Annotated in this window: 21 protein-coding genes and 4 tRNA genes; 12 read left to right on the top strand and 13 right to left on the bottom strand. The window is 57.6% G+C overall.

What is annotated here, in order from left to right; translation table 11 throughout:
- Positions 1–129 precede the first annotated feature (129 nt).
- Entirely contained in the window at positions 130–786 is a 657-nt protein-coding gene (locus tag AC1MDT_RS14400) for a thiopurine S-methyltransferase (RefSeq protein WP_480422659.1), read from the bottom strand.
- 102 nt (positions 787–888) lie between these two features.
- On the opposite strand from AC1MDT_RS14400, the gene AC1MDT_RS14405 reads away from it, so the two are divergent.
- On the top strand, positions 889–1,656 hold the full coding sequence (locus AC1MDT_RS14405; protein WP_480422660.1) for a DODA-type extradiol aromatic ring-opening family dioxygenase: 768 nt from the start codon (positions 889–891) through the stop codon (positions 1,654–1,656).
- A gap of 30 nt (positions 1,657–1,686) precedes the next feature.
- Here the strand turns inward: AC1MDT_RS14405 and AC1MDT_RS14410 are convergent, their stop codons facing one another.
- Entirely contained in the window at positions 1,687–2,400 is a 714-nt protein-coding gene (locus AC1MDT_RS14410) for a UTRA domain-containing protein (protein WP_056742457.1), read from the bottom strand.
- Between the two features lie 349 nt (positions 2,401–2,749).
- Between AC1MDT_RS14410 and AC1MDT_RS14415 the strand changes: the two genes are divergently transcribed.
- From AC1MDT_RS14415 to AC1MDT_RS14440, 6 genes are all read left to right on the top strand, one after another.
- Positions 2,750–3,814, top strand: coding sequence for an ABC transporter substrate-binding protein (locus AC1MDT_RS14415; RefSeq protein WP_480422661.1), 1,065 nt, complete (start codon positions 2,750–2,752; stop codon positions 3,812–3,814).
- Positions 3,815–3,990: 176 nt separating this feature from the next.
- On the top strand, positions 3,991–4,797 hold the full coding sequence (locus AC1MDT_RS14420) for an alkaline phosphatase family protein (RefSeq protein WP_480422662.1): 807 nt from the start codon (positions 3,991–3,993) through the stop codon (positions 4,795–4,797).
- Between the two features lie 5 nt (positions 4,798–4,802).
- Positions 4,803–5,639: an ABC transporter permease gene (locus AC1MDT_RS14425; RefSeq protein ID WP_480422792.1), complete on the top strand. Its 837-nt coding sequence runs from the start codon at positions 4,803–4,805 to the stop codon at positions 5,637–5,639.
- Complete coding sequence (locus AC1MDT_RS14430; RefSeq protein ID WP_480422663.1) at positions 5,626–6,426, top strand: ABC transporter permease; 801 nt, start codon at positions 5,626–5,628, stop codon at positions 6,424–6,426. The genes AC1MDT_RS14425 and AC1MDT_RS14430 overlap by 14 nt, the downstream gene beginning before the upstream one ends.
- Positions 6,423–7,412 (top strand): ABC transporter ATP-binding protein, encoded by a 990-nt coding sequence (locus AC1MDT_RS14435; protein ID WP_480422664.1) that lies wholly within the window; start codon positions 6,423–6,425, stop codon positions 7,410–7,412. Before AC1MDT_RS14430 ends, AC1MDT_RS14435 begins: the two co-directional genes overlap by 4 nt.
- A 34-nt stretch (positions 7,413–7,446) precedes the next feature.
- Positions 7,447–8,100, top strand: a complete 654-nt coding sequence (locus AC1MDT_RS14440; protein WP_480422665.1) for an HAD family hydrolase — start codon at positions 7,447–7,449, stop codon at positions 8,098–8,100.
- A gap of 114 nt (positions 8,101–8,214) precedes the next feature.
- Here the strand turns inward: AC1MDT_RS14440 and AC1MDT_RS14445 are convergent, their stop codons facing one another.
- On the bottom strand, positions 8,215–9,177 hold the full coding sequence (locus AC1MDT_RS14445) for a zinc-binding dehydrogenase (protein ID WP_480422666.1): 963 nt from the start codon (positions 9,175–9,177) through the stop codon (positions 8,215–8,217).
- Between the two features lie 138 nt (positions 9,178–9,315).
- Here AC1MDT_RS14445 and AC1MDT_RS14450 point away from each other — a divergent pair, with 138 nt between their 5' ends.
- On the top strand, positions 9,316–11,397 hold the full coding sequence (locus AC1MDT_RS14450; RefSeq protein ID WP_480422667.1) for a carboxy terminal-processing peptidase: 2,082 nt from the start codon (positions 9,316–9,318) through the stop codon (positions 11,395–11,397).
- 134 nt (positions 11,398–11,531) lie between these two features.
- On the top strand, positions 11,532–13,322 hold the full coding sequence (locus AC1MDT_RS14455) for a bifunctional diguanylate cyclase/phosphodiesterase (RefSeq protein ID WP_480422669.1): 1,791 nt from the start codon (positions 11,532–11,534) through the stop codon (positions 13,320–13,322).
- 271 nt (positions 13,323–13,593) lie between these two features.
- On the opposite strand, the gene AC1MDT_RS14460 is transcribed toward AC1MDT_RS14455, so the two are convergent.
- Positions 13,594–13,827 (bottom strand): short-chain dehydrogenase, encoded by a 234-nt coding sequence (locus AC1MDT_RS14460; RefSeq protein ID WP_480422670.1) that lies wholly within the window; start codon positions 13,825–13,827, stop codon positions 13,594–13,596.
- Positions 13,828–13,900: 73 nt separating this feature from the next.
- Here AC1MDT_RS14460 and AC1MDT_RS14465 point away from each other — a divergent pair.
- A protein-coding gene (locus AC1MDT_RS14465; protein WP_480418219.1) for an IS3 family transposase occupies positions 13,901–15,036 on the top strand; the annotation gives its coding sequence in 2 pieces (ribosomal slippage) (positions 13,901–14,150 and positions 14,150–15,036; 1,137 coding nt in all).
- Positions 15,037–15,780: 744 nt separating this feature from the next.
- Here the strand turns inward: AC1MDT_RS14465 and AC1MDT_RS14470 are convergent.
- The 5 genes from AC1MDT_RS14470 to bamJ all read right to left on the bottom strand — a co-directional run bounded on the left by AC1MDT_RS14470 (position 15,781) and on the right by bamJ (position 18,481).
- Positions 15,781–16,188 (bottom strand): SEL1-like repeat protein, encoded by a 408-nt coding sequence (locus AC1MDT_RS14470; protein WP_480422672.1) that lies wholly within the window; start codon positions 16,186–16,188, stop codon positions 15,781–15,783.
- Positions 16,189–16,560 carry a hypothetical protein gene (locus tag AC1MDT_RS14475; RefSeq protein WP_003223109.1) on the bottom strand — a complete coding sequence of 124 codons (372 nt, stop codon included), beginning with the start codon at positions 16,558–16,560 and terminating at the stop codon, positions 16,189–16,191.
- Positions 16,557–16,898, bottom strand: coding sequence for a helix-turn-helix domain-containing protein (locus AC1MDT_RS14480; protein ID WP_480422673.1), 342 nt, complete (start codon positions 16,896–16,898; stop codon positions 16,557–16,559). Before AC1MDT_RS14480 ends, AC1MDT_RS14475 begins: the two co-directional genes overlap by 4 nt.
- Before the next feature lie 115 nt (positions 16,899–17,013).
- Positions 17,014–17,469 carry a YkvA family protein gene (locus AC1MDT_RS14485; protein ID WP_480422674.1) on the bottom strand — a complete coding sequence of 152 codons (456 nt, stop codon included), beginning with the start codon at positions 17,467–17,469 and terminating at the stop codon, positions 17,014–17,016.
- A 295-nt stretch (positions 17,470–17,764) separates the two neighbouring features.
- Positions 17,765–18,481 carry a BamJ family beta-barrel-assembly machinery protein gene (bamJ, locus tag AC1MDT_RS14490; protein ID WP_480422675.1) on the bottom strand — a complete coding sequence of 239 codons (717 nt, stop codon included), beginning with the start codon at positions 18,479–18,481 and terminating at the stop codon, positions 17,765–17,767.
- A 269-nt stretch (positions 18,482–18,750) separates the two neighbouring features.
- Here bamJ and AC1MDT_RS14495 point away from each other — a divergent pair, with 269 nt between their 5' ends.
- Complete coding sequence (locus tag AC1MDT_RS14495) at positions 18,751–20,559, top strand: di-heme-cytochrome C peroxidase (RefSeq protein ID WP_480422676.1); 1,809 nt, start codon at positions 18,751–18,753, stop codon at positions 20,557–20,559.
- Positions 20,556–21,689, top strand: coding sequence for a catalase family protein (locus AC1MDT_RS14500; RefSeq protein WP_480417821.1), 1,134 nt, complete (start codon positions 20,556–20,558; stop codon positions 21,687–21,689). Before AC1MDT_RS14495 ends, AC1MDT_RS14500 begins: the two co-directional genes overlap by 4 nt.
- A gap of 240 nt (positions 21,690–21,929) precedes the next feature.
- Here AC1MDT_RS14500 and AC1MDT_RS14505 read toward each other — a convergent pair.
- The 4 genes from AC1MDT_RS14505 to AC1MDT_RS14520 all read right to left on the bottom strand — a co-directional run bounded on the left by AC1MDT_RS14505 (position 21,930) and on the right by AC1MDT_RS14520 (position 22,460).
- Positions 21,930–22,006 (bottom strand) — tRNA-Asp (locus AC1MDT_RS14505).
- A gap of 18 nt (positions 22,007–22,024) precedes the next feature.
- Positions 22,025–22,100: transfer RNA gene (locus AC1MDT_RS14510), tRNA-Val, on the bottom strand.
- 189 nt (positions 22,101–22,289) lie between these two features.
- Positions 22,290–22,366 (bottom strand) — tRNA-Asp (locus AC1MDT_RS14515).
- 18 nt (positions 22,367–22,384) lie between these two features.
- Positions 22,385–22,460: transfer RNA gene (locus AC1MDT_RS14520), tRNA-Val, on the bottom strand.
- Positions 22,461–22,605: the final 145 nt, after the last annotated feature.

Raw genomic sequence — 22,605 nt, forward strand, 5'->3', positions numbered from 1 at the left:
ACGTTGTGACGCTCATTTTGGCCCCATCGCGAGCAGGCTCGCTCCCACATTAGACAGTGTCGGCCAGAACGACTCGGTCCACTGTGGGAGCGAGCTTGCTCGCGATGGGGCCAGTAAACTCAACACACCTTACCGGCTGGAAACCCGATACACCCGCTCTTCCAGCCGCGTGACGCCCGCCTCCAGGAACTTCCAACTCTCGCCCAGAACGTCCTGATCTTCCAGAATCTTCAGTGTCCACGACGCCCCAAACAACCGCTGCACTTCGTCATCCAATACGGCAAACGGCGGCCCGTCCATTTGCGCCTGGTCGTAATCCAGGGTAATCAGCAACCCCAGCGACTCTTTCGGCAAAATCCGGTTCAGGTGCGCGGCATATTGCTCACGCATCGGCGGCGGCAATGCAATCAGTGCGGCGCGGTCGTACAGGGCTGAGCAATCGGCTACATCGCCAGCGGTCAATTCGAAGAAATCACCGCACCACAACTCGATCGAACCCGCGCGATAGACCTTGAATGGCCCTTGCTCGCTGACGTCAGGATCAAATTGATGTTCGTTGAAGAAATCCTCGATGGCCTTTTCCGACAGCTCAATGCCCAATACTTCATGGCCTTCGCGTGCAAGCCACAATAGATCCAGACTCTTCCCGCACAACGGTACCAGCACGCGAGTGCCCTCTTCCAGGCCCAATTGTGGCCAGAACCGTTGCAGATAGGGATTAACTTCCGGCAGATGGAAGCCGATCTGATTCGACGCCCATCGCTTGTGCCAAAACTCCGGCTGCATAATTAATCCTGATAATTCGATCAAAAGACCCTAAAACTTATATTAGATTTAGATCAATGATCTGGCTAAAGATGGTGCCATCTTACTCCCAGGAGCTTATTCATGTTCCCCAGCCTTTACATCTCTCATGGCTCTCCCATGCTTGCCCTGGAACCCGGAGCCAGTGGACCCGCCCTCGCGCGCCTGGCCGCCGAGCTGCCGAAGCCCAAAGCCATCGTGATTGTATCAGCGCACTGGGAAAGCAATGAATTGCTGGTCAGCGGCAACTCGCACCCTGATACCTGGCATGACTTCGGTGGTTTCCCAAAGGCGTTGTTTGAGGTGCAATACCCGGCACCCGGTCATCCACAATTGGCTGCAGAGGTGGTCGAACTATTGAAAATAGAGGGTTTGCCGGCGCGCATCGATGCCGATCGTCCGTTCGACCATGGCGTGTGGGTCCCACTGTCGTTGATGTATCCGCTGGCGGATATCCCGGTGGTGCAAGTCTCGCTGCCCACCCGTGGCGGCCCGGCCCTGCAAACCCGCGTCGGTCATGCACTGGCCAGCCTGCGCGAACACGGCGTGCTATTAATTGGCTCCGGTAGTATCACCCACAATTTGCGCGAACTGGATTGGCATGCCGGCCCGGAAAGCGTCGAACCGTGGGCCAAGGCGTTTCGCGACTGGATGATCGAAAAACTCGCCGCGAATGACGAAGCCGCATTACACGACTATCGTCAACAAGCACCAAACGCGGCGCGCAATCATCCGAGCGATGAACATTTGCTGCCTTTGTATTTTGCCCGCGGTGCCGGAGGACATTTCAACGTGATCCATCAAGGGTTCACCCTGGGTGCCTTGGGCATGGACATTTACCGCTTCGGGTAACGCAAGGTCCGGAGCCTGCGGCGGCCACGCTCAGACCACATCGACCCCGACATGAATCGCATCATGCCGCCAAAACTCCAAATCACAATCGATCAGCCGCTCATGCTGATCGTAATTGACCCGAGCAATGCGCAGCCCGGGACTCCCCACCGACACCCGCAATGCTGCAGCCGCATCCACCGACAACGCCGTCGGCACAATCTCGAAACGAACCCGTCCATAGTGCAAATCGTAGTGCCGTGCATACAGCTCAGTAATCGATTGATTCAAGTCAAACTCCAGAATCCCCGGGAAAAACTGCGGATTCAAATAGTGCTCCACGTACAACACCAGGCGCTCATCAATGCGCCTGGCGCGGCAAATCTGAATCACGCTCGACAGCGCAGGCAACTGCAGCCAGGCGCAGACCGCCGCCGATGCAGGTTGCAACCGCGCCGAAATCACCTCGGTAGACGGCACACGCCCCTGAGCACTGACCATCGCGTGAAAGTGACTGCGCTGCATCAGGTTATAAGCCAGGCGTGGCGGCGATACGAACCAGCCACGTCGTTCTTCCCGATAAATCTGCCCCTGGGCCTCCAGCTGTAACAACGCCTCACGCACCGTGATCCGCGTGGTACCGAACAACTCACTGAGTTTGCGTTCGGCCGGTAACTTGCTGCCAGGCGCCAACAGGCCGTGGTCGAGCTGTTCCTGAAGAACCTGCCCGATGGCTGTCACCGCTTTGGTTGTCTCAATGCGCATCAACGTTACCTATCTGGACTAGACCAGCACTGTTTCGGGGCAGAACCACTGATCAAGGCGGCTCCTTCAACTGCCTGCAAGACTAGGCACTGCACATGACTGGCACATGACAGAGCTGCCGAACGGTTGATCCAGACACCTGCAATATCACGGCCAAGTCCTTCTATATCAGCCTTTTAGCCATGGTCTACGCTTATGCAGAAGCCTGAGCAGTGCCGCGCAAAAAATAGAGGCAGACCGGTCGTCGACATCAAAATGTCATCCAGGCCGCCTAGATTGGCTCAGGTATTGCTGACCTAGACCAACACAACCGCAATCGCAGCGTTGAAAACGCCCAAAGGAGCTTCGGATGAAACAGCTTTTCCTGGCATCACTGTTAGGCTCGACCATCGCCATGTGCACCGCCGCCATGGCGGCTGATGATTTGAAAACCCTGGAAGCCGCTGCGAAAGCGGAAGGCGCAGTCAACAGCGTCGGTATGCCCGATGACTGGGCCAACTGGAAAGGCACCTGGGAAGACCTGGCCAAGAACTACGGCCTGCAACACATCGACACCGACATGAGCTCGGCACAGGAAATCGCCAAGTTTGCCGCCGAAAAAGACAATGCCAGCGCTGATATCGGCGATGTCGGTGCAGCCTTTGGCCCGATCGCAGTCAAACAAGGCGTAGTGCAACCCTACAAGCCAACCACCTGGGCGCAAGTTCCGGATTGGGCCAAGGATAAGGACGGTAACTGGGCGCTGGCCTACACCGGCACCATCGCATTCATCGTCAACAAAAAGTTGCTGCACGGTTCTGAAGCACCGACTAAATGGGCCGACCTCAAAGACGGCAAGTACAAAGTCTCCATTGGTGATGTCAGCACCGCCGCTCAGGCCGCCAATGGTGTACTGGCCGCAGCGCTGGCCAACGGTGGCAACGAGAAAAACCTTGACCCCGCCCTGAAGATGTTCGCCGAAATCGCCAAACAAGGCCGTTTGTCGATGGCCAACACGACGATTGCCACCATGGAAAAGGGTGAGATCGAAGTCGGTGTGGTCTGGGACTTCAACGGCTTGAGCTACAAAGCCAAGATGGCAAATCCGGACGATTACACCGTGTTGATTCCGTCCGATGGCTCGGTGATTTCCGGCTACACCACCATTATCAACAAATACGCCAAGAACCCGAATGCCGCCAAACTGACCCGCGAGTACATCTTCAGTGACGCCGGCCAAATCAACCTGGCGCGCGGCAACGCTCGTCCGATTCGTGCCGAACACCTGACGCTGCCACCCGAGGTCAAGGACAAGCTGCTGCCTAACGAGCAGTACAAAGGCGTGACTCCGATCAAGGACGCTGATGCATGGGAGAAGACGTCCAAGGCCCTGCCGCAGAAGTGGAACGAAGAAGTCATCGTCGAGATGAAGTAATGCTGTAGCCCGCCATTCGGAGGGCTAATGGAGATCCCTGTGGGAGCGAACCTGCTCGCGAAAGCGGTTTTACCATCAACACTGTTGTTGACTGGCATACCGCCTTCGCGAGCAAGCTCGCTCCCACAGTGGACCGAGTGAATTGCGACTATCTGTTTTGCGGAGTCTTTGCCCCTATGAAGCACAATGTCATCCTTGTCGTGCTCGACGGCCTCAATTACGAGGTCGCACGCCACGCCATGGGGCACCTGCAGGCTTACGTCGGCGCAGGACGCGCGGCGCTCTATAAACTGGAGTGCGAATTGCCGGCCCTGTCCCGTCCGCTTTACGAATGCATCCTGACCGGCGTCACGCCGATCGACAGCGGCATCGTTCACAACAATGTCTCGCGCCTGTCCAACCAACGCAGCATTTATCACTACGCGACCGATGCCGGCCTGAAAACCGCCGCCGCGGCCTATCACTGGGTCAGCGAACTGTATAACCGTTCGCCCTTCGTGGCCGCCCGGGACCGTCACACCGATAACCCCGACCTGCCGATCCAACACGGGCATTTCTACTGGAACGATCACTACCCTGATTCGCACCTGTTCGCCGACGCCGAAAACCTGCGTCTGCGCCATGTGCCGAACTTCCTGCTGGTGCATCCGATGAACATCGACGATGCAGGGCATAAGCACGGCCTCGACACCCCGCAATACCGTAACAGCGCCCGCTCGGCCGACATCATCCTCGCCGATTACCTGCAAGGCTGGCTCGACGCCGGCTATCAGGTGCTGGTGACCGCCGACCACGGCATGAACAACGACCGCTCCCACAACGGCCTGCTACCCGAGGAACGCGAAGTACCGCTGTTTGTCCTTGGCGACGCCTTCAGTTTCAACGCCAGCGCCGCACCGAAACAGACTGAAATCTGCGGCACCGTCTGCGAACTGCTGGGTGTGGCCCACGACAAGCCTGTCTGCCGGGAGCTGCTCAAGTGAACGCTATGACACGCAGCAAATGGCTGGCAGCGCTGTGCCTGGTCCCTTTCGCGCTGTTCTTTATCGTATTCGAGATCGCCCCACTGATCTGGGTGATGATCAACAGCCTGCAATCAGAGGAATTTGGCTGGGGTATCGAAAACTTCACGAAAATATTCAAATCGAAGTTCTATTTGCAGGCAATCCAGTACAGCCTCGAGATCAGTTTCTGGTCCAGCGTGTTCGGCATCGTCATTGCGGTACTCGGCGCCTATTCCCTGCGCCGGGTCGACTCGAAACTGCGAAACTTCGTCAACGCCTTCGCCAACATGACCAGCAACTTCGCCGGCGTGCCCCTGGCTTTTGCGTTCATCATTCTGCTGGGCTTCAATGGCAGCTTCACTATCATGCTCAAGCAGGCCGGGATCATTCAGGATTTCAACCTGTACTCGAAAACCGGGCTGATCATTCTCTACACCTACTTCCAGATACCCCTTGGCGTACTGCTGCTCTACCCCGCCTTCGACGCATTGCGTGAGGACTGGCGCGAGTCCGCCGAACTGCTCGGCGCCAACGGCTGGCAGTTCTGGCGGCACATCGGTTTGCCGGTACTGACGCCGGCGCTGCTCGGCACCTTTGTGATCCTGCTGGCCAACGCCCTCGGCGCCTATGCCACGGTCTATGCGCTGACCACCGGGAACTTCAACGTGCTGCCGATCCGCATCGCTGCCATGGTGTCCGGAGACATTTCCCTGGACCCGAACCTCGCCAGTGCCCTGGCCGTGGTGCTGGTGGCGTTGATGACCCTGGTGACCATCGTGCACCAGCTGCTGTTGAAGAGGAGCTACCATGTCGCGCGCTGAACTGGGCCCCGTCGGTGTCTACCACCGGGTCGTGGTGTATTTGCTGTTTGCCATTCTGCTGCTGCCGCTGGCCGGGACGTTGATTTACTCGATCGCCAGCAGTTGGTCGGCAACCATCCTGCCCAGCGGGTTTACCTTGAAATGGTACATCCAGCTGTGGAGCGATCCGCGCTTTCTCCACGCGTTCGGGCAGTCGCTGTTGGTCTGCGTCGGCTCGTTAATTTTGTCGGTGGTACTGATTTTGCCACTGCTGTTTGTGGTGCATTACCACTTCCCGAAACTCGACGCGCTGATGAATATCCTGATCCTGCTGCCCTTTGCGGTGCCACCGGTGGTGTCGTCGGTAGGCCTGTTGCAGCTTTACGGTTCAGGGCCGTTCGCGATGGTCGGGACGCCGTGGATTCTGATCGGTTGCTACTTCACCGTGGCGCTGCCGTTCATGTACCGGGCGATCACTAACAACCTGCAAGCGATCAATCTGCGCGACCTGATGGACTCCGCCCAACTGCTCGGCGCCAGCACCTGGCAAGCGGCGCTCCTGGTGGTGCTGCCAAACCTGCGCAAGGGTTTGATGGTGGCATTGCTGCTGTCGTTCTCGTTCCTGTTCGGTGAGTTTGTATTCGCCAACATCCTTGTCGGAACGCGCTACGAAACCCTGCAGGTCTACCTCAACAACATGCGCAACAGCAGCGGCCACTTCACCAGTGCGCTGGTGATTTCCTACTTCTTCTTCGTGCTGGTTCTGACCTGGGCGGCCAATATCTTGAACAAGGACAAAAGCGAATGAGCTATGTCAGCGTCCAACACCTACAGAAAAATTACGCGGGCACCACGGTATTCAGCGACATCAACTGCGAGATCAAAAAGGGCGAGTTCGTCACCCTCCTTGGCCCGTCCGGTTGCGGTAAATCCACACTGCTGCGCTGCATCGCCGGCCTGACCTCGGTGGATGGTGGACATATTCTGCTCGACGGTGTCGACCTCGTTCCACTGAGCCCGCAGAAACGCGGGATCGGCATGGTCTTCCAGAGTTACGCACTGTTCCCGAACATGACCGTGGAACAGAACGTCGCCTTCGGATTGCGCATGCAGAAGGTCAACGCCGACGACAGCCAAAAGCGCGTCGCCGAAGTGCTGAAACTGGTGGAACTCAACGACTTTGCTTCTCGCTATCCGCATCAACTGTCCGGCGGCCAATGCCAGCGTGTCGCGCTCGCGCGCTCTTTAGTGACCCGGCCACGGCTTTTACTGCTGGATGAACCGCTGTCGGCCCTCGATGCGCGGATTCGTAAGCACCTGCGCGACCAGATCCGTCAGATCCAGCGTGAACTGGGCCTGACCACCATCTTCGTCACACACGATCAGGAAGAAGCACTGACCATGTCTGACCGGATTTTCCTGATGAATCAGGGAAAGATCGTACAGAGCGGCGATGCCGAAACCCTTTACACCGCACCAGTGGATGTTTTTGCCGCCGGCTTCATCGGTAACTACAACCTGCTGGACGCCGACAGCGCGACCAGGCTGCTGCAACGGCCGATTACCCATCGCATTGCGATTCGCCCGGAAGCCATCGAACTGAGCCTCAACGGCGAGCTTGACGCGCAAGTGCGCAGTCACAGTCTGCTGGGCAACGTGATTCGCTACCGGGTCGAAACCCGGGGCGTGGAGTTGGTGGTGGATGTGCTGAACCGCTCGGCGGCCGACCTGCATCCCGATGGTCGGCGCCTGGCGCTTTCCATCGATCCATCGGCCCTCTGTGAGGTAGCCTGATGCCCTTGCTGATGTTGAAGAGAGAACTGCACTGATGGCCCTGGCAATTTTTGATCTGGACGAAACCCTGATCCACGGCGACTGCGCCACCCTCTGGAGCGAACAGATGGGCCGGCTCGGCTGGGTCGATCCCGAGTCGTTCATGCGGCAAAACAACGAACTGATGGACGCCTACAGTCACGGCAAGTTGCGCATGGAGGACTACATGACCTTCAGCCTGGAGCCGATGATCGGGCGTACACCGCAAGAGGTCGACCATTTGGTTGGGCCATGGGTGGAAGACTTCATCGAGCCAATCATCTTCAGCGACGCTACCAAAGCCATCGCGGCCCACCGCAAGGCTGGCGACCGGATTTTGGTGATATCGGCGTCAGGCACACACCTGGTTCGGCCGATCGCCGACCGCTTGGGCATCGATGAAATTCTCGGCATCGAGCTGGAAGTGACTCATGGTGTCTATAGCGGCCATACCGTTGGCACCCTGACCTACCGCGAAGGCAAGATCACACGCCTGCTGGAATGGCTGGATGCCGAAGAGGAAAACCTGGAAGGCGCGAGTTTTTATTCCGACTCACGTAATGATTTGCCGTTATTGCTGAAGGTGGATTTCCCACACGTGGTGAATCCGGATGCGGTGTTGCTTGAACACGCTGAAAAGGCCGGCTGGCCGATCCATCTCTGGAAGTAACCAGGATCCCTGTAGGAGCGAGCTTGCTCGCGATGGACGTGAACGATAACGCGTGCTGCCTGGTAAAATGCGCCGCCTTCACATTCATCGCGAGCAAGCTCGCTCCTACAAGTTTCAGGTCAGGCTTTCGTCGATCACCAACACCAGCTTCCCCGCCACCTTATTGGTCGCCAACTCGGCAAACGCCGCTTCCGCATCCCTGATCGGAAAAGTCTTGGCCAGTTGCGGGCTCAATCGCCCTTCGGCAAACAGCGGCCAGACATGCTGACTGAGATCGCTGAACAAATCCGCCTTGAACTGGTCATCGCGGCTGCGCAGGGTCGACCCCAACAATTGCACGCGCTTGGCCAGCACTTGCGCCAGGTCCAGCTTCGCCTCACGCCCCCCCATCAGGCCGATCAATACCCAACGACCATCGCGGGCCAACAGTTTCAGATTCAGTGTGGCGTAGTTGCCGCCGACAGGATCAAGAATCACATCGAACGGCCCCAGGTCGCTCAAGCTTTCCAGATCCCCGGTACGCACTGCACCGCCCTGCGCTCCCAGCGCTTCGCAGTAAGCCAGACGTTCGGCGGAACCGACGCTGACCCAGCACGGGTTACCAAAGGCCTTGCACAGCTGAATGGCAGCTGAACCGATTCCACTTGCTCCGGCGTGCAGAAGCACTTTCTCACCCGGTTTGAGCGCAGCCAGTTGAAACAAATTCAGCCAAACGGTTGCGTACACTTCCGGAAGCGCTGCCGCCTCGGCCAATGACATTCCGTCGGGAACCGGCAATACATGCCGTCCGTCGACAACCACTTCCTCGGCCATCCCGCCCCCGGCCAGCAAGGCGCAGACCCGATCACCGACCTGCCAGGACGAGCCCGGACCCACCTCGCTGATCACCCCGGAACACTCAAGACCCAACACCTGACTGGCCCCCGGCGGTGGCGGATAAAGTCCTGTCCTCTGTAACAAATCGGCGCGATTGAGTCCTGCTACCGCCACCTGGATACGAACTTGCCCTACATCACACGCAGGACTCGGCTCTTCAACCCACGCCACTTGACCGTCAACGCCTTGCAATGCTTTCACAGTGCCTCCATAGTGAGTCTGGACTGAGCCCGAAGCTATAGCACCGGGCTTTTTGCATTATGCGACCGGCCCTTGTGGTACCGGCGACTTCAAAGACGGCCTAATATGCGTTATCAATTGTCCCCGCGTCGAATCAGCATGAAGCATCTGTTCCCAAGCACTGCTCTCGCCCTTTTCATTGGTATCGGCCTGATGCCGATGTCGAGCAATACGTTCGCAGCCAATAGCTGGGACAAGCTTCAGCCTGATCGTGACGAAGTGATCGCCAGTCTGAACGTCGTCGAGTTGCTCAAGCGCCATCACTACAGCAAGCCGCCACTTGATGACGCGCGCTCGGTGATCATCTACGACAGCTACCTCAAGTTGCTGGATCCGTCGCGAAGTTACTTCATGGCCAGCGACATTGCCGAATTCGACAAGTGGAAAACCCAGTTCGACGATTTCCTCAAAAGTGGCGACCTGAACGCCGGGTTTACCATTTACAAGCGCTACCTGGACCGCGTCAAAGCGCGTCTGGACTTCGCCCTTGCGGAGCTGAACAAGGGCGTCGACAAGATGGACTTCACCACCAAGGAAAACTTGCTGATCGATCGCAAGGACGCTCCTTGGCTCAAGTCCACCGCCGAACTGGACGACCTGTGGCGCAAACGCGTCAAGGACGAAGTCCTGCGGATGAAAATCGCCGGCAAAGATTCCAAGCAGATTCAGGAAACGCTGACCAAGCGTTACAAAAATCAGCTGACGCGTCTGGACCAGACCCGTCCGGAAGACATCTTCCAGGCGTACATCAACACCTTCGCGATGTCCTACGACCCGCACACCAACTATCTGTCTCCGGATAATGCGGAAAACTTCGACATCAACATGAGCCTGTCCCTCGAGGGCATCGGCGCCGTGTTGCAGAGCGATAACGACCAGGTGAAAGTCGTGCGTCTGGTGCCGGCAGGCCCTGCCGACAAGACCAAGCAGGTCGCACCGGCCGACAAGATCATCGGCGTTGCCCAGGGCAACAAAGAGATGGTCGACGTGGTCGGCTGGCGCCTGGACGAAGTGGTCAAGCTGATCCGTGGTCCGAAAGGCACCGTGGTGCGCCTGGAAGTGATCCCGGCCAGCAATGCGCCGAACGATCAGACCACCAAGATCGTCCCGATCACCCGTGAAGCAGTGAAACTTGAAGACCAGGCGGTGAAGAAGTCGGTCCTCAACCTGAAACAGGACGGCAAGGACTACAAACTCGGCGTCATCGAGATCCCGGCCTTCTACCTGGACTTCAAGGCCTTCCGTGCCGGTGATCCGGACTACAAGAGCACCACTCGCGACGTCAAGAAACTGCTGACAGAGTTGCAAAAAGACAAGGTCGACGGCGTGGTCATCGACCTGCGCAACAACGGCGGCGGCTCCTTGCAGGAAGCCACCGAGCTAACCAGCCTGTTCATCGACAAAGGGCCGACCGTGCTCGTGCGTAACGCCGATGGCCGCGTCGATGTACTGGAAGATGAAAACCCGGGTGCGTTCTATAAAGGCCCGATGGCGTTGCTGGTCAACCGCTTGTCCGCCTCGGCTTCGGAGATTTTTGCCGGCGCCATGCAGGACTACCACCGCGCGTTGATCATTGGCGGCCAGACCTTCGGTAAAGGCACCGTACAGACCATTCAGCCGCTGAACCATGGCGAACTAAAACTGACCCTGGCCAAGTTCTACCGGGTTTCCGGCCAGAGCACCCAGCATCAGGGCGTATTGCCGGACATCGACTACCCGTCAATCATCGACACCAAGGAAATCGGCGAAAGCGCCCTGCCGGAAGCCATGCCATGGGACACCATCAAACCGGCCATCAAGCCGACGGTCGATCCGTTCAAGCCCTATATCGCCCAACTCAAGTCCGAGCATGACGCCCGTTCAGCCAAGGACGCCGAGTTCGTGTTCATCCGCGATAAGCTGGCGCTGGCCCAGAAACTGATGGAAGAAAAAACCGTCAGCCTCAACGAAGCGGATCGTCGTGCGCAGCATGCCGACATCGAAGCCAAGCAATTGGTCATGGAGAATATCCGTCGCAAGGCCAAGGGTGAAGAACCGCTCAAAGAGCTGAAGAAAGAAGACGAAGACGCCATCGCGGCCGAGCCGGACAAGACCAAGCCAGAAGACGACGCCTACCTGAGCGAAACGGGCCGGATTCTGTTGGACTACCTGAAACTCAACTCCGCGGTAGCCAAGCACTAAGTTGTTACAAGCAAGGTGATGGCAATTTAATGCTGACGCTCCCCGGAGCGTCATCAAACAGTCATCATTCTGTCGTGAAATAAAGGACTGGGAGCTTTTTGCTCCCAGTCCTTTTTTTATCGCCAGAGAAAGCCATGACCACGACAGAACAGCTGAGTGCCTTGAGTTCCATATTGGCTCAAAGCGGCTTGCACAGCCTGTTCCAGCCGATCATTTCCCTCTCTGAAAGACGCATCGTCGGCTACGAAGCCCTCAGTCGCGGCCCGTCCAACAGTCCGCTGCACTCCCCTATCGCGCTGTTCGCTGTGGCCCGTCAGGCGGGACGTCTCAGTGAGCTGGAAATTGCCTGTCGCGAAAGTGCTTGCCGGCGCTTCAGTGAGCAGCAACTGCCCGGCAAACTGTTTCTTAACGTCTCCCCGGAATCGCTGCTTGAAGCCAGTCACCAACCCGGTCGCACCCTGCAACTGCTGCAGGATTTCGGCATACCGCCTAGCCAGGTGGTGATCGAACTCACCGAACAGACCCCGACCGATGATTTCCAGTTGCTGCAAAATGCACTGCATCATTATCGAGCGATGGGGTTTTCCATTGCACTGGATGATCTGGGCGCAGGTTATTCGAGCCTGCGACTCTGGTCCGAATTGCGGCCGGACTATGTGAAGATCGACCGGCACTTCATCGACGGTATTCACCAGGATGCCCTCAAGCGTGAGTTCGTCGGCTCGATCCTGCAAATTGCCAAAGCCTCTCGTGCGCAAGTAATCGCCGAAGGCATCGAGTTGCCAGAAGAGCTCACGGTGCTGACCGATATGGGCGTCGATCTGGTCCAGGGCTATTTGCTCTGTCGGCCCCAAGAGCATCCGCCCAGGGATGCCCGAAACCTGATGCCCAAACACGACAGCACCGCTGTAGCGCTGAACGAGGAAGGCAGCGACCTGAGCGCACTGCTCAACGACCAACCGGCGGTGCCTCGCGATACTCCGACCGCCACGGTGCTGGAAGCCTTCCGCCGTCAGGCCAACCTGAACTCACTGGCGGTGCTTGACGAGCAAGGCCATCCTTGCGGCATCGTCCATCGGCATTCGCTCTCTGACGCCCTGCTGAAGCCATTTGCAACCGACTTGTTCGCCCGCAAACCCATCAGCCGGTTGATGAACGATGACTTTCTTGCTGTCGAACTGAGTCAATCGCTGCAACAGGTCAGCCGCCTCATCACCAGTCGCGCTCGACAGTGCATCGAGGAAGACTTCATCATCACCCTCAATGGTGGTTATCTGGGATTGGGTCGGGTCATTGATGTGCTCAAGCTGATTACTGAATTGAAGATCCAGCAGGCCCGTTACGCCAACCCGCTGACCCTGCTTCCCGGTAACGTGCCGATCCAGCAATGCCTGACGCGACTGCTGCAACAGCAACGGGAATCGGTGATCTGTTACGTGGACATCGACAGTTTCAAACCCTTCAACGATATCTACGGCTACGGCCGTGGGGATGAAGTCCTGCTGTGTCTGGCGCAATGTCTGAATGACCGCGTCGATCCATCCCGCGACTTCGTCGGCCATATTGGCGGCGATGACTTCCTGCTGGTGCTCGGCCCGGAAGACTGGCACAAACGCTTGAACCAGTTGCTGGACGACTTCCAGAGCCAATGCCGACGCTTTTATCGCAGTGAACACCTGGAAGCCGGCTGCTTCATCGCGCCGAATCGCCAGGGTGTGCGCCAGGAATTCCCCTTGTTGTCGCTGTCGATTGGCGTGGTGCATTTGCATCCACAGGCCTGTGGACTGCTCGACGCGAGCCAGCTCGCGGAGATGGCCTCGCAGGCCAAGCATCACGCGAAGAATGTTCCGGGAGCTAGCGTGCATGTGATTGATAGTTTGGCGGTGCCCGCTTCTGAAGAGGTATTGATGGCCGGGCATCGGTGATTGCCGTTCACAAATATCGCAGCCTTCGGACGATCTTTTGATCTTACTCTTGCGCCAAGAGCACTTGCCCCCGCCGAGTTGCGAAGCAGCCCTGTAGCAGCTGGCGAAGCCTGCGTTCGGCTGCGCAGCAGTCGTAAACCCTGCACTGAAACACCGCGAGCGCTGATTTTACGACTGCTGCGCAGCCGAACGCAGGCTGCGCCAGCTGCTACAAAACGTGCGCCTCAGACAAAATTGCTTAACTGAATGGCATCTGGGAAAGCCACGGAAACTACTCCGAAGGCCTCACCCTCAACCGCCGCCCAACCACATCCAGCACATCACAGCCATCGCGAAGCGGGATGGCGCAAAGCAAAGCAAAGTCACTGAGAATGAAGGATTCGCACTCGATCGACCCCCGCATCGACAGGTTCTCAAGCACTTGGGTTACAGCGCGAATTCGATAGCTGGCCGCGTCATACAAAACATCGAGCGGCGCTTGGGTATCGACGAACAGGGTGGGCATGTGAACTGGCCTAATGATTTTGGACACCTCAATCGGGCGCTATGATGGCGCCCAAATCTGAGGTGTTTTGGATATGCGGAAATCTTACTCGAGTGAGTTCAAGCTCAAGGCTGCCAGCATGGTGCTGGACGAAGGACAATCGGTTCCCGAGGTCTGTGCCAGTTTGGATATTGGTCCCACGGCCTTGCGCCGCTGGGTCGATCAGGTTCGTAAGGAGCGCTTGGGTTCGACCCCGGTAGGAGCCAAGGCGATTACCGCTGATCAGCGAGAGATCCAGAAGCTTAAAGCGTTGCTCCGGCAAAAAGACCTGGATATCGAAATCCTAAAAAAGGCCAGTGCTCTCCTGCTTTTGGACGCCAAAGATCATTCTCGTTGATCTGCGAGCTGGACGAGCAGTACGGCGTTAACAATTGCTGCCGAGCGTTTGGCATCAATCGCAGCAGCTTTTACGCCTGGCGTCAGCGCCAAGGCAAAGTGAATCCCGAGCGGGAGAGGCTCAAAGCCGTGCTGGTCAAGCATCACAGGGCGTCAAGAGCCTCTGCGGGGTCGCGGACTCTGGCCAAGGAGCTGCAAGAGAAAGGGCACCGCATCGGGCGGTATTTGGCCCGCAGTTTGATGCGCGAAACCGGCATCACCAGTCGCCAGCGCAGGCGCCATAAGTACAAGTCGCCTGGCGTGGAGGCGTTGGTGGCGCCGCACGTACTCAAGCGCAAGTTTGATGTTAAAGCGGTCAATCAGGTGTGGTGTGGCGACGTGACATACATCAAGGTTGGTAAGCGGTGGCTGTATTTCGCGGCGGTTCTGGATCTGTACGCTCGTCGCGTTGTGGGTTGGTCGTTTTCGATGATCTCCGATGCTTCGCTGACCTGCGAGGCCTTACGGATGGCGGTTGAGCTACGAGGTCGACCCAAAGACGTGCTGTTTCACTCCGATCAAGGCTGTCAGTACACCAGCCATAAGTTCAGGAACGAGCTATTGGAGTATGGCCTGCGGCAAAGCATGAGTCGTAAAGGCGAGTGCTGGGACAACGCCCCTATGGAGCGTTTCTTTGGCAGTTTGAAATCAGAATGGGTGCCTGAAACCGGCTACGAATCGGAACATGAGGCCCGAGCGGATGTGCAGCGCTACGTATCGCGTTACAACACCACCAGGCCTCATAGCTACAACGATTATCGATCGCCAGTCGCTAGAGAGAGACTGGCTGCGTGAAACCTTAAACGGTGTCCAAGATTACTTGACCAGTTCAATGTCACTGCAATTGCTGGTGAGCGCCATGAAGCGGTTTTCGGGGTGGGGAATTGGTTTTTCGTAGGGTGGATCGGGGTGAAGTGTTTTCATTAGAGACTCCCAAAGAAGAATAGGAGCTGCCATCAGCCTTCCTACAGGCTAGGGTGGCAGCTACGCGCGAGGTAGGAATATCGAGACCTTTGGGAAAACTCGACCACGCCGAAGCGTGCCCGCGCATAGCCGCCGCAAATGATTTTACGGACACATGTTAACGGCCGCAAACCAAGCATTGACGCTATGAGCATCCCATCAGTCTTGAAGGGTTCCTACACCCTGCCACTGAATATGCAGTGACCACCAAAGCCTATCGACTGAACTCATTCCGCACCAGTTCATGGAAACCGCTACAACTTGAAGGAAACGTCCGACGACCTCGCCCAGAAATTCCGCTGCCTGTAAGACCGCCTTCGCGGGCAAGCCTCGCTCCTACAGGGTCGAGGCAGCCCACCAAAAATGCGGACGCCCCCAATCCTGTAGGAGCGAGGCTTGCCCGCGAATTGAGCGCGCGAAACTTTGCGGGGGATCAGTCCAGAAGAAATCAGGAAAGTAGGATGTGGCTGTAGGGTAAATGCCTAAATAACGATCATCGAATGACATGCAGGCAAAAAGGTAAACGTGGCGAGAGGTTTCCCTCACGTCACGTTCGTTTATCGGATAACGATGGGGCTATCGCGTCGAATCGCGAGCCGTCAGCTCTTTGAGTTTGATCTCGGCCAACGGATGCCCAGCCTTTGCGGCCATCCCCCAAAAACGCGCCGCTTCAGCCGGATCCGGCGCTTTGCTCGGTGTTCCGGCCAGGCTGATCACGCCCACTTGATACGCCGCTTTGCCATCGCCCGCCAACGCCGCCAGGCGCAGCAATCGGACACCTTCCTCACGAGCCCCAAGACCCACGCCGCGAAAGGCCAGAATGTGGCCATAGAAGCTTTGAGCGCCGACATCGCCCAGGTTTGCCATGCGCGCGAATTGGCCTTCAAGCCAGCGCCAGCCTCGGGGCTGGCGCACAAACCATGACCAATGAAACAACCGGCGGGCCAACCAGTAGCCAGCCCGTGCCTTGAGTCGTAAAAACACTCAGGCCTCTGCCGATTCCGGGTATTCGTATTCGAACACCCGCACCACTTCCGAGGCATGCCAGGATGCCGCGGCAACGCCATCGGACGGCCCGGAGAAACGCCCCAGGCGCTCGACGCACTCGAAGAACCCCGTGCGTGGCAAGCGGCTGGCGCCTTGGCTGATCACCAGCGAACTGCGCAAGGGCTGCTCGGCTTTGGCGTCCAGCGCGGCCAGATGCTCAAGGGCGGCAGTCAAGGTTTGCATGGCTGGCGTGGGCAACTGCAAACGCTCCAGCAATGCCCGGTAAGTCAGCAGATGGCGCTGGCGGCGCGCCTGATCAAGTTCTCCCAGTAACCCATCCCAATGTTGACGACTGATGCGTACGCTCACGATTCATCCCTCCACCCTGGCACCGTCAATTCCCAGGCCAGGCTTCGGCGAATCGCAGCGTCGGGTTGACGCTCGCCACTTTCGATCAAGGCCAGGTAAGACGGGCTGATGCCTACCGTGCGGGCCAGCGCCTCGATGGCGATACCCTTCCCTTCGCGCAAACTGCGTAGTTGATCCAGACCTGGAAGAATCTGGTCTGGTGCTGCCACGTGACGCTCTGGGGCGACCCGCGGCGGTTGCTCATTAATGCCTGCAGCTTTCAGTAGAGCCTGATACTGAGCCCACGGTAGAACCGCATACTCGGGCTCGCCTTCGCGTGTGATTATCTGAATATCCATGACTTCCCCGTAGGACAACGACACTTAGCGAGTCGGCACTTTTCCTTAGAAGTGTAATCCTAACAGCGGCCAAGGTCGCGGGGGGTATGAATATATGGACGTCTGCGTAAGGAAATCAGGTTTTTTTCGGCCCCTGTAGCTGAAGTTGCTGCACGGTATCGGGCAAGCGTTCGACCACGGCGAGCTTCTCCGTCAGCTGTTGATTGCGCCAGGCGCGGAACGCGTTGAGTTCGCCCTCGAAGACTTTCATCACCCAGGCCAATACGGCGATGTCATCGAGCATGCCGAAAACCGGAATAAAATCCGGAATCGCATCCACCGGACTGAGGAAGTACATCAGGCCTGCGACCACTGATATCAGCGCCTTCGGGCTGATTGCGCGATACTCACCACGCCAGTAAGCAAGGCACAACGCCTGCAACAAGCGTAGGTCGTCCTTCAGCTTGCCCAATCGGTTACCCTGGCTGGCACTTTTGCTGGCCACTGCGAACAGCAAGGCAGGCAATCGTCCACGAGCCAGCAGGCGTCCAGCCAGTGGCAGGAAACGAGCGAAATTCCACGGCGCTTTCATCATCCCTCCCGCTGAAATGTTATCCACACAAATTGTGGATAACCTTGTGAACAGAGCTGCATTTCATGGCTGAAAGCCCCGCTTCATAAGGGCTTAACTCAGATCGGGCGTTTTTTACTCACATAAAAAAACCCAAGATTTCATTGACTTGGCGCTCTGGCGCCGCTAGCACGAGGGTCCTCAATGGCTATGACTCCAGCCTACAGCATCCGTTCGCTTTGTTTACCCCTTGCCAAACGCCAGATGCAACAACGCCCCGCATAAAGCGAGGCGTTGTTTTTAGAGCAGATGCAAATTACTTGGCAGCATCGTCTTGTTTTGCCGGATCTTTGATCCCCAGCAGTTCCAGGTCGAATACCAGTACCGAGTTGGCTGGAATCGCTGGGCTTGGGCTTTGTGCGCCGTAGGCCAGTTCGCTAGGAATGTACAGTTTGTACTTCTCGCCAACGTGCATCAGTTGCAGACCTTCGACCCAACCCGGAATCACACCGCTGACGGGCAGATCGATCGGGCTGCCGCGCTCGACGGAGCTGTCGAAAACGGTGCCGTTGGTCAGTTTTCCGGTGTAGTGAACAGTCACGACGTCGGTCGGCTTAGGCTGTGGGCCATCGGCCTTCTTGACCACTTCGTACTGCAAACCGGAAGCGGTGGTGGTTACACCGGATTTCTTGGCGTTTTCTTCGAGGAATTTCTTGCCGGCGGCTGCCGACTCTTCACTCATTTTGGCCATACGTTCTTCAGCACGCTTTTGCAGTGCTGCGAAGGCTTCGACCAGTTCGTCGTCCTTCAGCTTCTGTTCTTTCTTGCCGACGGCATCTTCGATGCCTTGAGCTACGGCCTTGGAATCCAGGTCATCCATGCCTTCCTGAGCCAGGCTTTTGCCCATGTTCAGGCCAATCCCGTAGGAAGCTTTTTGCGCCGGAGTTTTCAGCTCTACGCTGGTCTGCGAATCACAACCCGCAAGTACCAGGCTAACCAGGGCTACCGCCGCCGCCAACCGATGCTGTTTCATGCTATTTCCTTGTTCATGCGCCTAAAGGGCAATCGAGTAAAGCCGCGAGCTTATCAGGCGGCCACGACCAATGGCTACCGGCATAAGAGCAGGAAACATCTGATAAGTTCAGGTGTTTTAACGCATTTGCGGAATCGGATGATGAAGCTTCTGTCAGCTTCCCCTCACAGAGACCGATCCCGCATCCCACAGCATATGGCGTAATGGCCACTTGCCGCACCTCTGGGGCTGAGGCATAAGAGAGCGACAATTCGACAAGGATGTTTATCTTGCGCCTCTTTTTCCGCGTGTTAGCTCTGATCGCTGTGCTGCTGGGACTCGGCCTTTTCGTGGTTCTTTACTTCGTCGCCAACCCGAAACTGCCGACCTGGACACCCGCGCAACAGGTGCATTACCTGGAGCAATGGAGCGCTGCCGACCGCCAGACTTACTATTTCACGCCTCAGGGCACTCAGGTCAAAGGCTTGCGTTACGACTGGTTCAACGCCCTCGAACTGCCCTTCTCGCAACAACGATTCGCCGCTCCCGAATACCTCGCACGCTTCGGTTTTCTGATTGACCCCAGCCAACGCCCCGCGCCGAACAACCCTGGAAACCTGCCTGTAGGGTTTGCCCGTCATCAGAATCCGGGCAGCCAGGAAGAATTTCTGGACATCACCTGTGCCGCCTGCCACACCGGAGAACTGCGTTTCAATGGCCAGGCCGTGCGCATCGACGGCGGCTCGGCACAGCATGTCTTGCCGTCCAGCGTTCCTACACTGCGCGGTGGCAGTTTCGGGCAAGCGCTGGTGGCCAGTCTGACGTCGACTTACTACAACCCGTGGAAATTCGAACGTTTCGCACGCAACGTACTGGGCCAAGACTACGACATCCGCCATCAGCAACTGCGCAAAGACTTCAAGGCGTCTCTTGATACTTTCTTGAAGGCGGCCTGGAACGACACCCATCGCGGACTCTACCCGACCGAAGAAGGCCCCGGCCGTACCGATGCATTCGGGCGTATTGCCAATGCCAGTTTCGGCGATGCCATTTCCCCCGCTAACTACCGGGTGGCCAATGCGCCGGTTGATTATCCGCAGTTGTGGGACATGTGGACCTTCGACTGGGTGCAATGGAACGGCTCGGCACAGCAACCCATGGCCCGCAACATTGGTGAGGCCCTGGGCGTAGGCGCCACGCTGAATTTCTTCGACAGTGACGGCCAGCCACTCAAGGGCGAGAATCGTTATCCGTCCAGCGTCCGAGTGCGTGACCTGCACCTGATTGAACAAACCCTGCAACGACTCAAACCACCTGCCTGGCCAGAAGAACTGCTGGGCGCAACGGACAAACCCCTAGCCGCCAAAGGTCGCGCGCTGTTCACCGAGAACTGCACCGGCTGCCATCTCCCTCGATCAATCGAAAGCAACGGACGCTGGGTGCAACCCTTGAAAATGCTGCCTGTGGCGTTCATTGGTACGGACCCCGGCGCGGCCGACAATATCGCTGACCATCGCTTCGACCTCACCGCCTTGCAATGGGATCCGGCAGAACTGGGTCAACTGGATGTGCAGTTGCAACCGGCACCCACCGAGCCGCTGGACTTGAGCAAGCTATCGTCAGCCAAAGGGTTGGCTTACATCACCGCGTTCGTCGAGAACCGCGCTTACCGTGACGCGAACATCCCCGTCGCCGAGCGACCCGCCATGGATGGCTTCGGCCTGCCCATCGGGGTCCGGGAATTGCGCGCCTACAAAGCCCGGCCGCTGGCGGGTGTGTGGGCGACCCCGCCGTTTCTGCACAACGGCTCAGTGCCGAGCCTCTATCAACTGCTCTCGCCCCAGGATGAGCGCGCGACCACTTTTTATAAGGGCACGTTCGAGTACGATCCAAGGCACTTGGGCTATCGCACCGAGGCCTTTACCAACGGTTTCGAATTCGACACGCGTATCACCGGCAATCACAACAGTGGCCACGAGTTTCGCGCTGGCAAGCTCGGCAACGGCGTGATCGGTCGCTGGCTACAACCCGAGGAGCGTTGGGCGCTTCTGGAATACCTGAAAGTATTGGGCGGCCCGCTGGAGGCACAATTGCCATGACTACACTGTGGATGCGTTTTGGCGCCTTCCTTGGCAAAACCCTGCTCTTGTTATTGAGTCTTGGATTGCTCGGCTGGGCACTGGCGTCCGCCTGGTTTGCCTGGCAGCACCGAGGGCCGGTGTCGGCTGAAGAACTGATTCCGGACGGCGAAGCAGCGATGACTCAGGACGTCATTCAGACCGCCGTGCGCATCGTCGATCAGCACCGTGAAGGCACTCGCTACCTGCGCGACGCACACGCCAAGGCCCACGGGTGTGTGAAGGCCGACGTTCAGGTACTGCCGGAACTGCCCGATGATCTGCGTCAGGGTGTATTCAGTGTGCCTGGCAAAACCTGGCAAGCGATGATGCGGTTGTCCAATGGCAACGCTTACCCGCAGTTCGACAGCATCCGCGATGCTCGGGGAATGGCGATCAAGTTACTCGATGTGCCTGGCAGACAACTGCTCGACGATCAAAAAAGCCGCGGCGAGCAGGATTTCGTGATGTTCAGCCATCCGAATTTTTTCGTCAGCGATGTCGCTGAGTATCGTCAGAACGTTTCCGCCCAGGCTGACGGCAAGACACTGATGGCGTTCTTCCCCGGTTGGGATCCACGGACCTGGCAGGTTCGACACCTGCTTATCGCGCTGGCGACCCTCTCCCCCGCCCCGGAAAGCCCGACGCGGACGACCTACTTTTCGGTTTCGCCCTACAAGTTCGGTGTAGCCAATGCCAAGTTCCGGGTAATGCCGGATCCTGACAGTTGCCCGACCTACGTCCTGCCGGCGCAAAACCTGAAGTTGCCGAACTTCCTGCGCAGCGCCCTGAACCAGCAGCTGTCGACAGATCGGGTACCGGCGTGTTTCGTCTTGCAGATCCAGCGGCAGGATCCGCGCAAGTACATGCCGATCGAAGACACGAGCATCGAATGGAGAGAAAGCGACGCGCCGTTCGAGACGGTGGCGCGAATCAATGTGCCGGCCCAGGACTTCGATACGCCAGCGCTTAACGTGCAATGCGACAACCAGTCGTTCAATCCCTGGTTCGGCCTGGAGGCTCATCGGCCCATTGGCGGGATCAATCGCCTGCGCAAAGCGGTATACGAAGCGGTCAGCGATTACCGCCACAGCCGCAACGCAGAGCAATAAGCAGGTCGATCTGTAGCAGCTGCCGAGGCACGAGGCTGCGTTGGGCTGCGCAGCGGCCCTCGACGGCGGTCCTGCGGACACGCAACGCAGCCTCGTGCCTCGACAGCTGCTACAAGGGGCGTATTTCGCCTGAACAGGTCGCTTTGCATGCGAAAAGCCAAATCCCAGACAGCAAAAAGCCCGCATTAAGCGGGCTTTTTCCGTGGTGACCTGGCGTTCAGCGTTCCAGGTTACCGAATATGGCGCAGCGGACGGGACTCGAACCCGCGACCCCCGGCGTGACAGGCCGGTATTCTAACCGACTGAACTACCGCTGCGCGTAACATTGAAAGTAATGGTGGGTGATGACGGGATCGAACCGCCGACATTCTGCTTGTAAGGCAGACGCTCTCCCAGCTGAGCTAATCACCCTTTACCTTCGTTGCGGGGCGCATTGTGCCACAGATTTTCATAACGTGTTGATTTAATTGATAAATTAATCAAAAAAATCTGAAAACCGGTAAAACAACACATCCCTGCAGGAACTACGGACAGAAAAAAACCCGCGTTAGCGGGCTTTTCCGTGGTGACCTGGCGTTCAGCGTTCCAGGTTACCGAATATGGCGCAGCGGACGGGACTCGAACCCGCGACCCCCGGCGTGACAGGCCGGTATTCTAACCGACTGAACTACCGCTGCGCGTAACACTAAAGCGAATGGTGGGTGATGACGGGATCGAACCGCCGACATTCTGCTTGTAAGGCAGACGCTCTCCCAGCTGAGCTAATCACCCTTCACTTTCGGTGTGGCGCGCATTCTACGGAGCGCCCCAACCTCTGGCAAGCACTTTTTTAAATAATTTTTTCAGGCCTTCCAAAGGCTTAGAGAAGGGTTGGCCTATGGCGCCGCTAAGAGAATAATGCCCCCCTTTGTATAAA

This window comes from Pseudomonas sp. ASL7 (assembly GCF_056680375.1).

Coding starts and splice junctions, on each gene's coding strand:
- AC1MDT_RS14485 (WP_480422674.1), bottom strand. CDS start 17,469: ATGAAAGCGCCGTGGAATTTCGCTCGTTTCCTGCCACTGGCTGGACGC.
- AC1MDT_RS14415 (WP_480422661.1), top strand. CDS start 2,750: ATGAAACAGCTTTTCCTGGCATCACTGTTAGGCTCGACCATCGCCATG.
- AC1MDT_RS14480 (WP_480422673.1), bottom strand. CDS start 16,898: ATGGATATTCAGATAATCACACGCGAAGGCGAGCCCGAGTATGCGGTT.
- AC1MDT_RS14455 (WP_480422669.1), top strand. CDS start 11,532: ATGACCACGACAGAACAGCTGAGTGCCTTGAGTTCCATATTGGCTCAA.
- AC1MDT_RS14430 (WP_480422663.1), top strand. CDS start 5,626: ATGTCGCGCGCTGAACTGGGCCCCGTCGGTGTCTACCACCGGGTCGTG.
- AC1MDT_RS14400 (WP_480422659.1), bottom strand. CDS start 786: ATGCAGCCGGAGTTTTGGCACAAGCGATGGGCGTCGAATCAGATCGGC.
- AC1MDT_RS14410 (WP_056742457.1), bottom strand. CDS start 2,400: ATGCGCATTGAGACAACCAAAGCGGTGACAGCCATCGGGCAGGTTCTT.
- bamJ (WP_480422675.1), bottom strand. CDS start 18,481: ATGAAACAGCATCGGTTGGCGGCGGCGGTAGCCCTGGTTAGCCTGGTA.
- AC1MDT_RS14425 (WP_480422792.1), top strand. CDS start 4,803: ATGACACGCAGCAAATGGCTGGCAGCGCTGTGCCTGGTCCCTTTCGCG.
- AC1MDT_RS14460 (WP_480422670.1), bottom strand. CDS start 13,827: ATGCCCACCCTGTTCGTCGATACCCAAGCGCCGCTCGATGTTTTGTAT.
- AC1MDT_RS14500 (WP_480417821.1), top strand. CDS start 20,556: ATGACTACACTGTGGATGCGTTTTGGCGCCTTCCTTGGCAAAACCCTG.
- AC1MDT_RS14435 (WP_480422664.1), top strand. CDS start 6,423: ATGAGCTATGTCAGCGTCCAACACCTACAGAAAAATTACGCGGGCACC.
- AC1MDT_RS14440 (WP_480422665.1), top strand. CDS start 7,447: ATGGCCCTGGCAATTTTTGATCTGGACGAAACCCTGATCCACGGCGAC.
- AC1MDT_RS14405 (WP_480422660.1), top strand. CDS start 889: ATGTTCCCCAGCCTTTACATCTCTCATGGCTCTCCCATGCTTGCCCTG.
- AC1MDT_RS14420 (WP_480422662.1), top strand. CDS start 3,991: ATGAAGCACAATGTCATCCTTGTCGTGCTCGACGGCCTCAATTACGAG.
- AC1MDT_RS14450 (WP_480422667.1), top strand. CDS start 9,316: ATGAAGCATCTGTTCCCAAGCACTGCTCTCGCCCTTTTCATTGGTATC.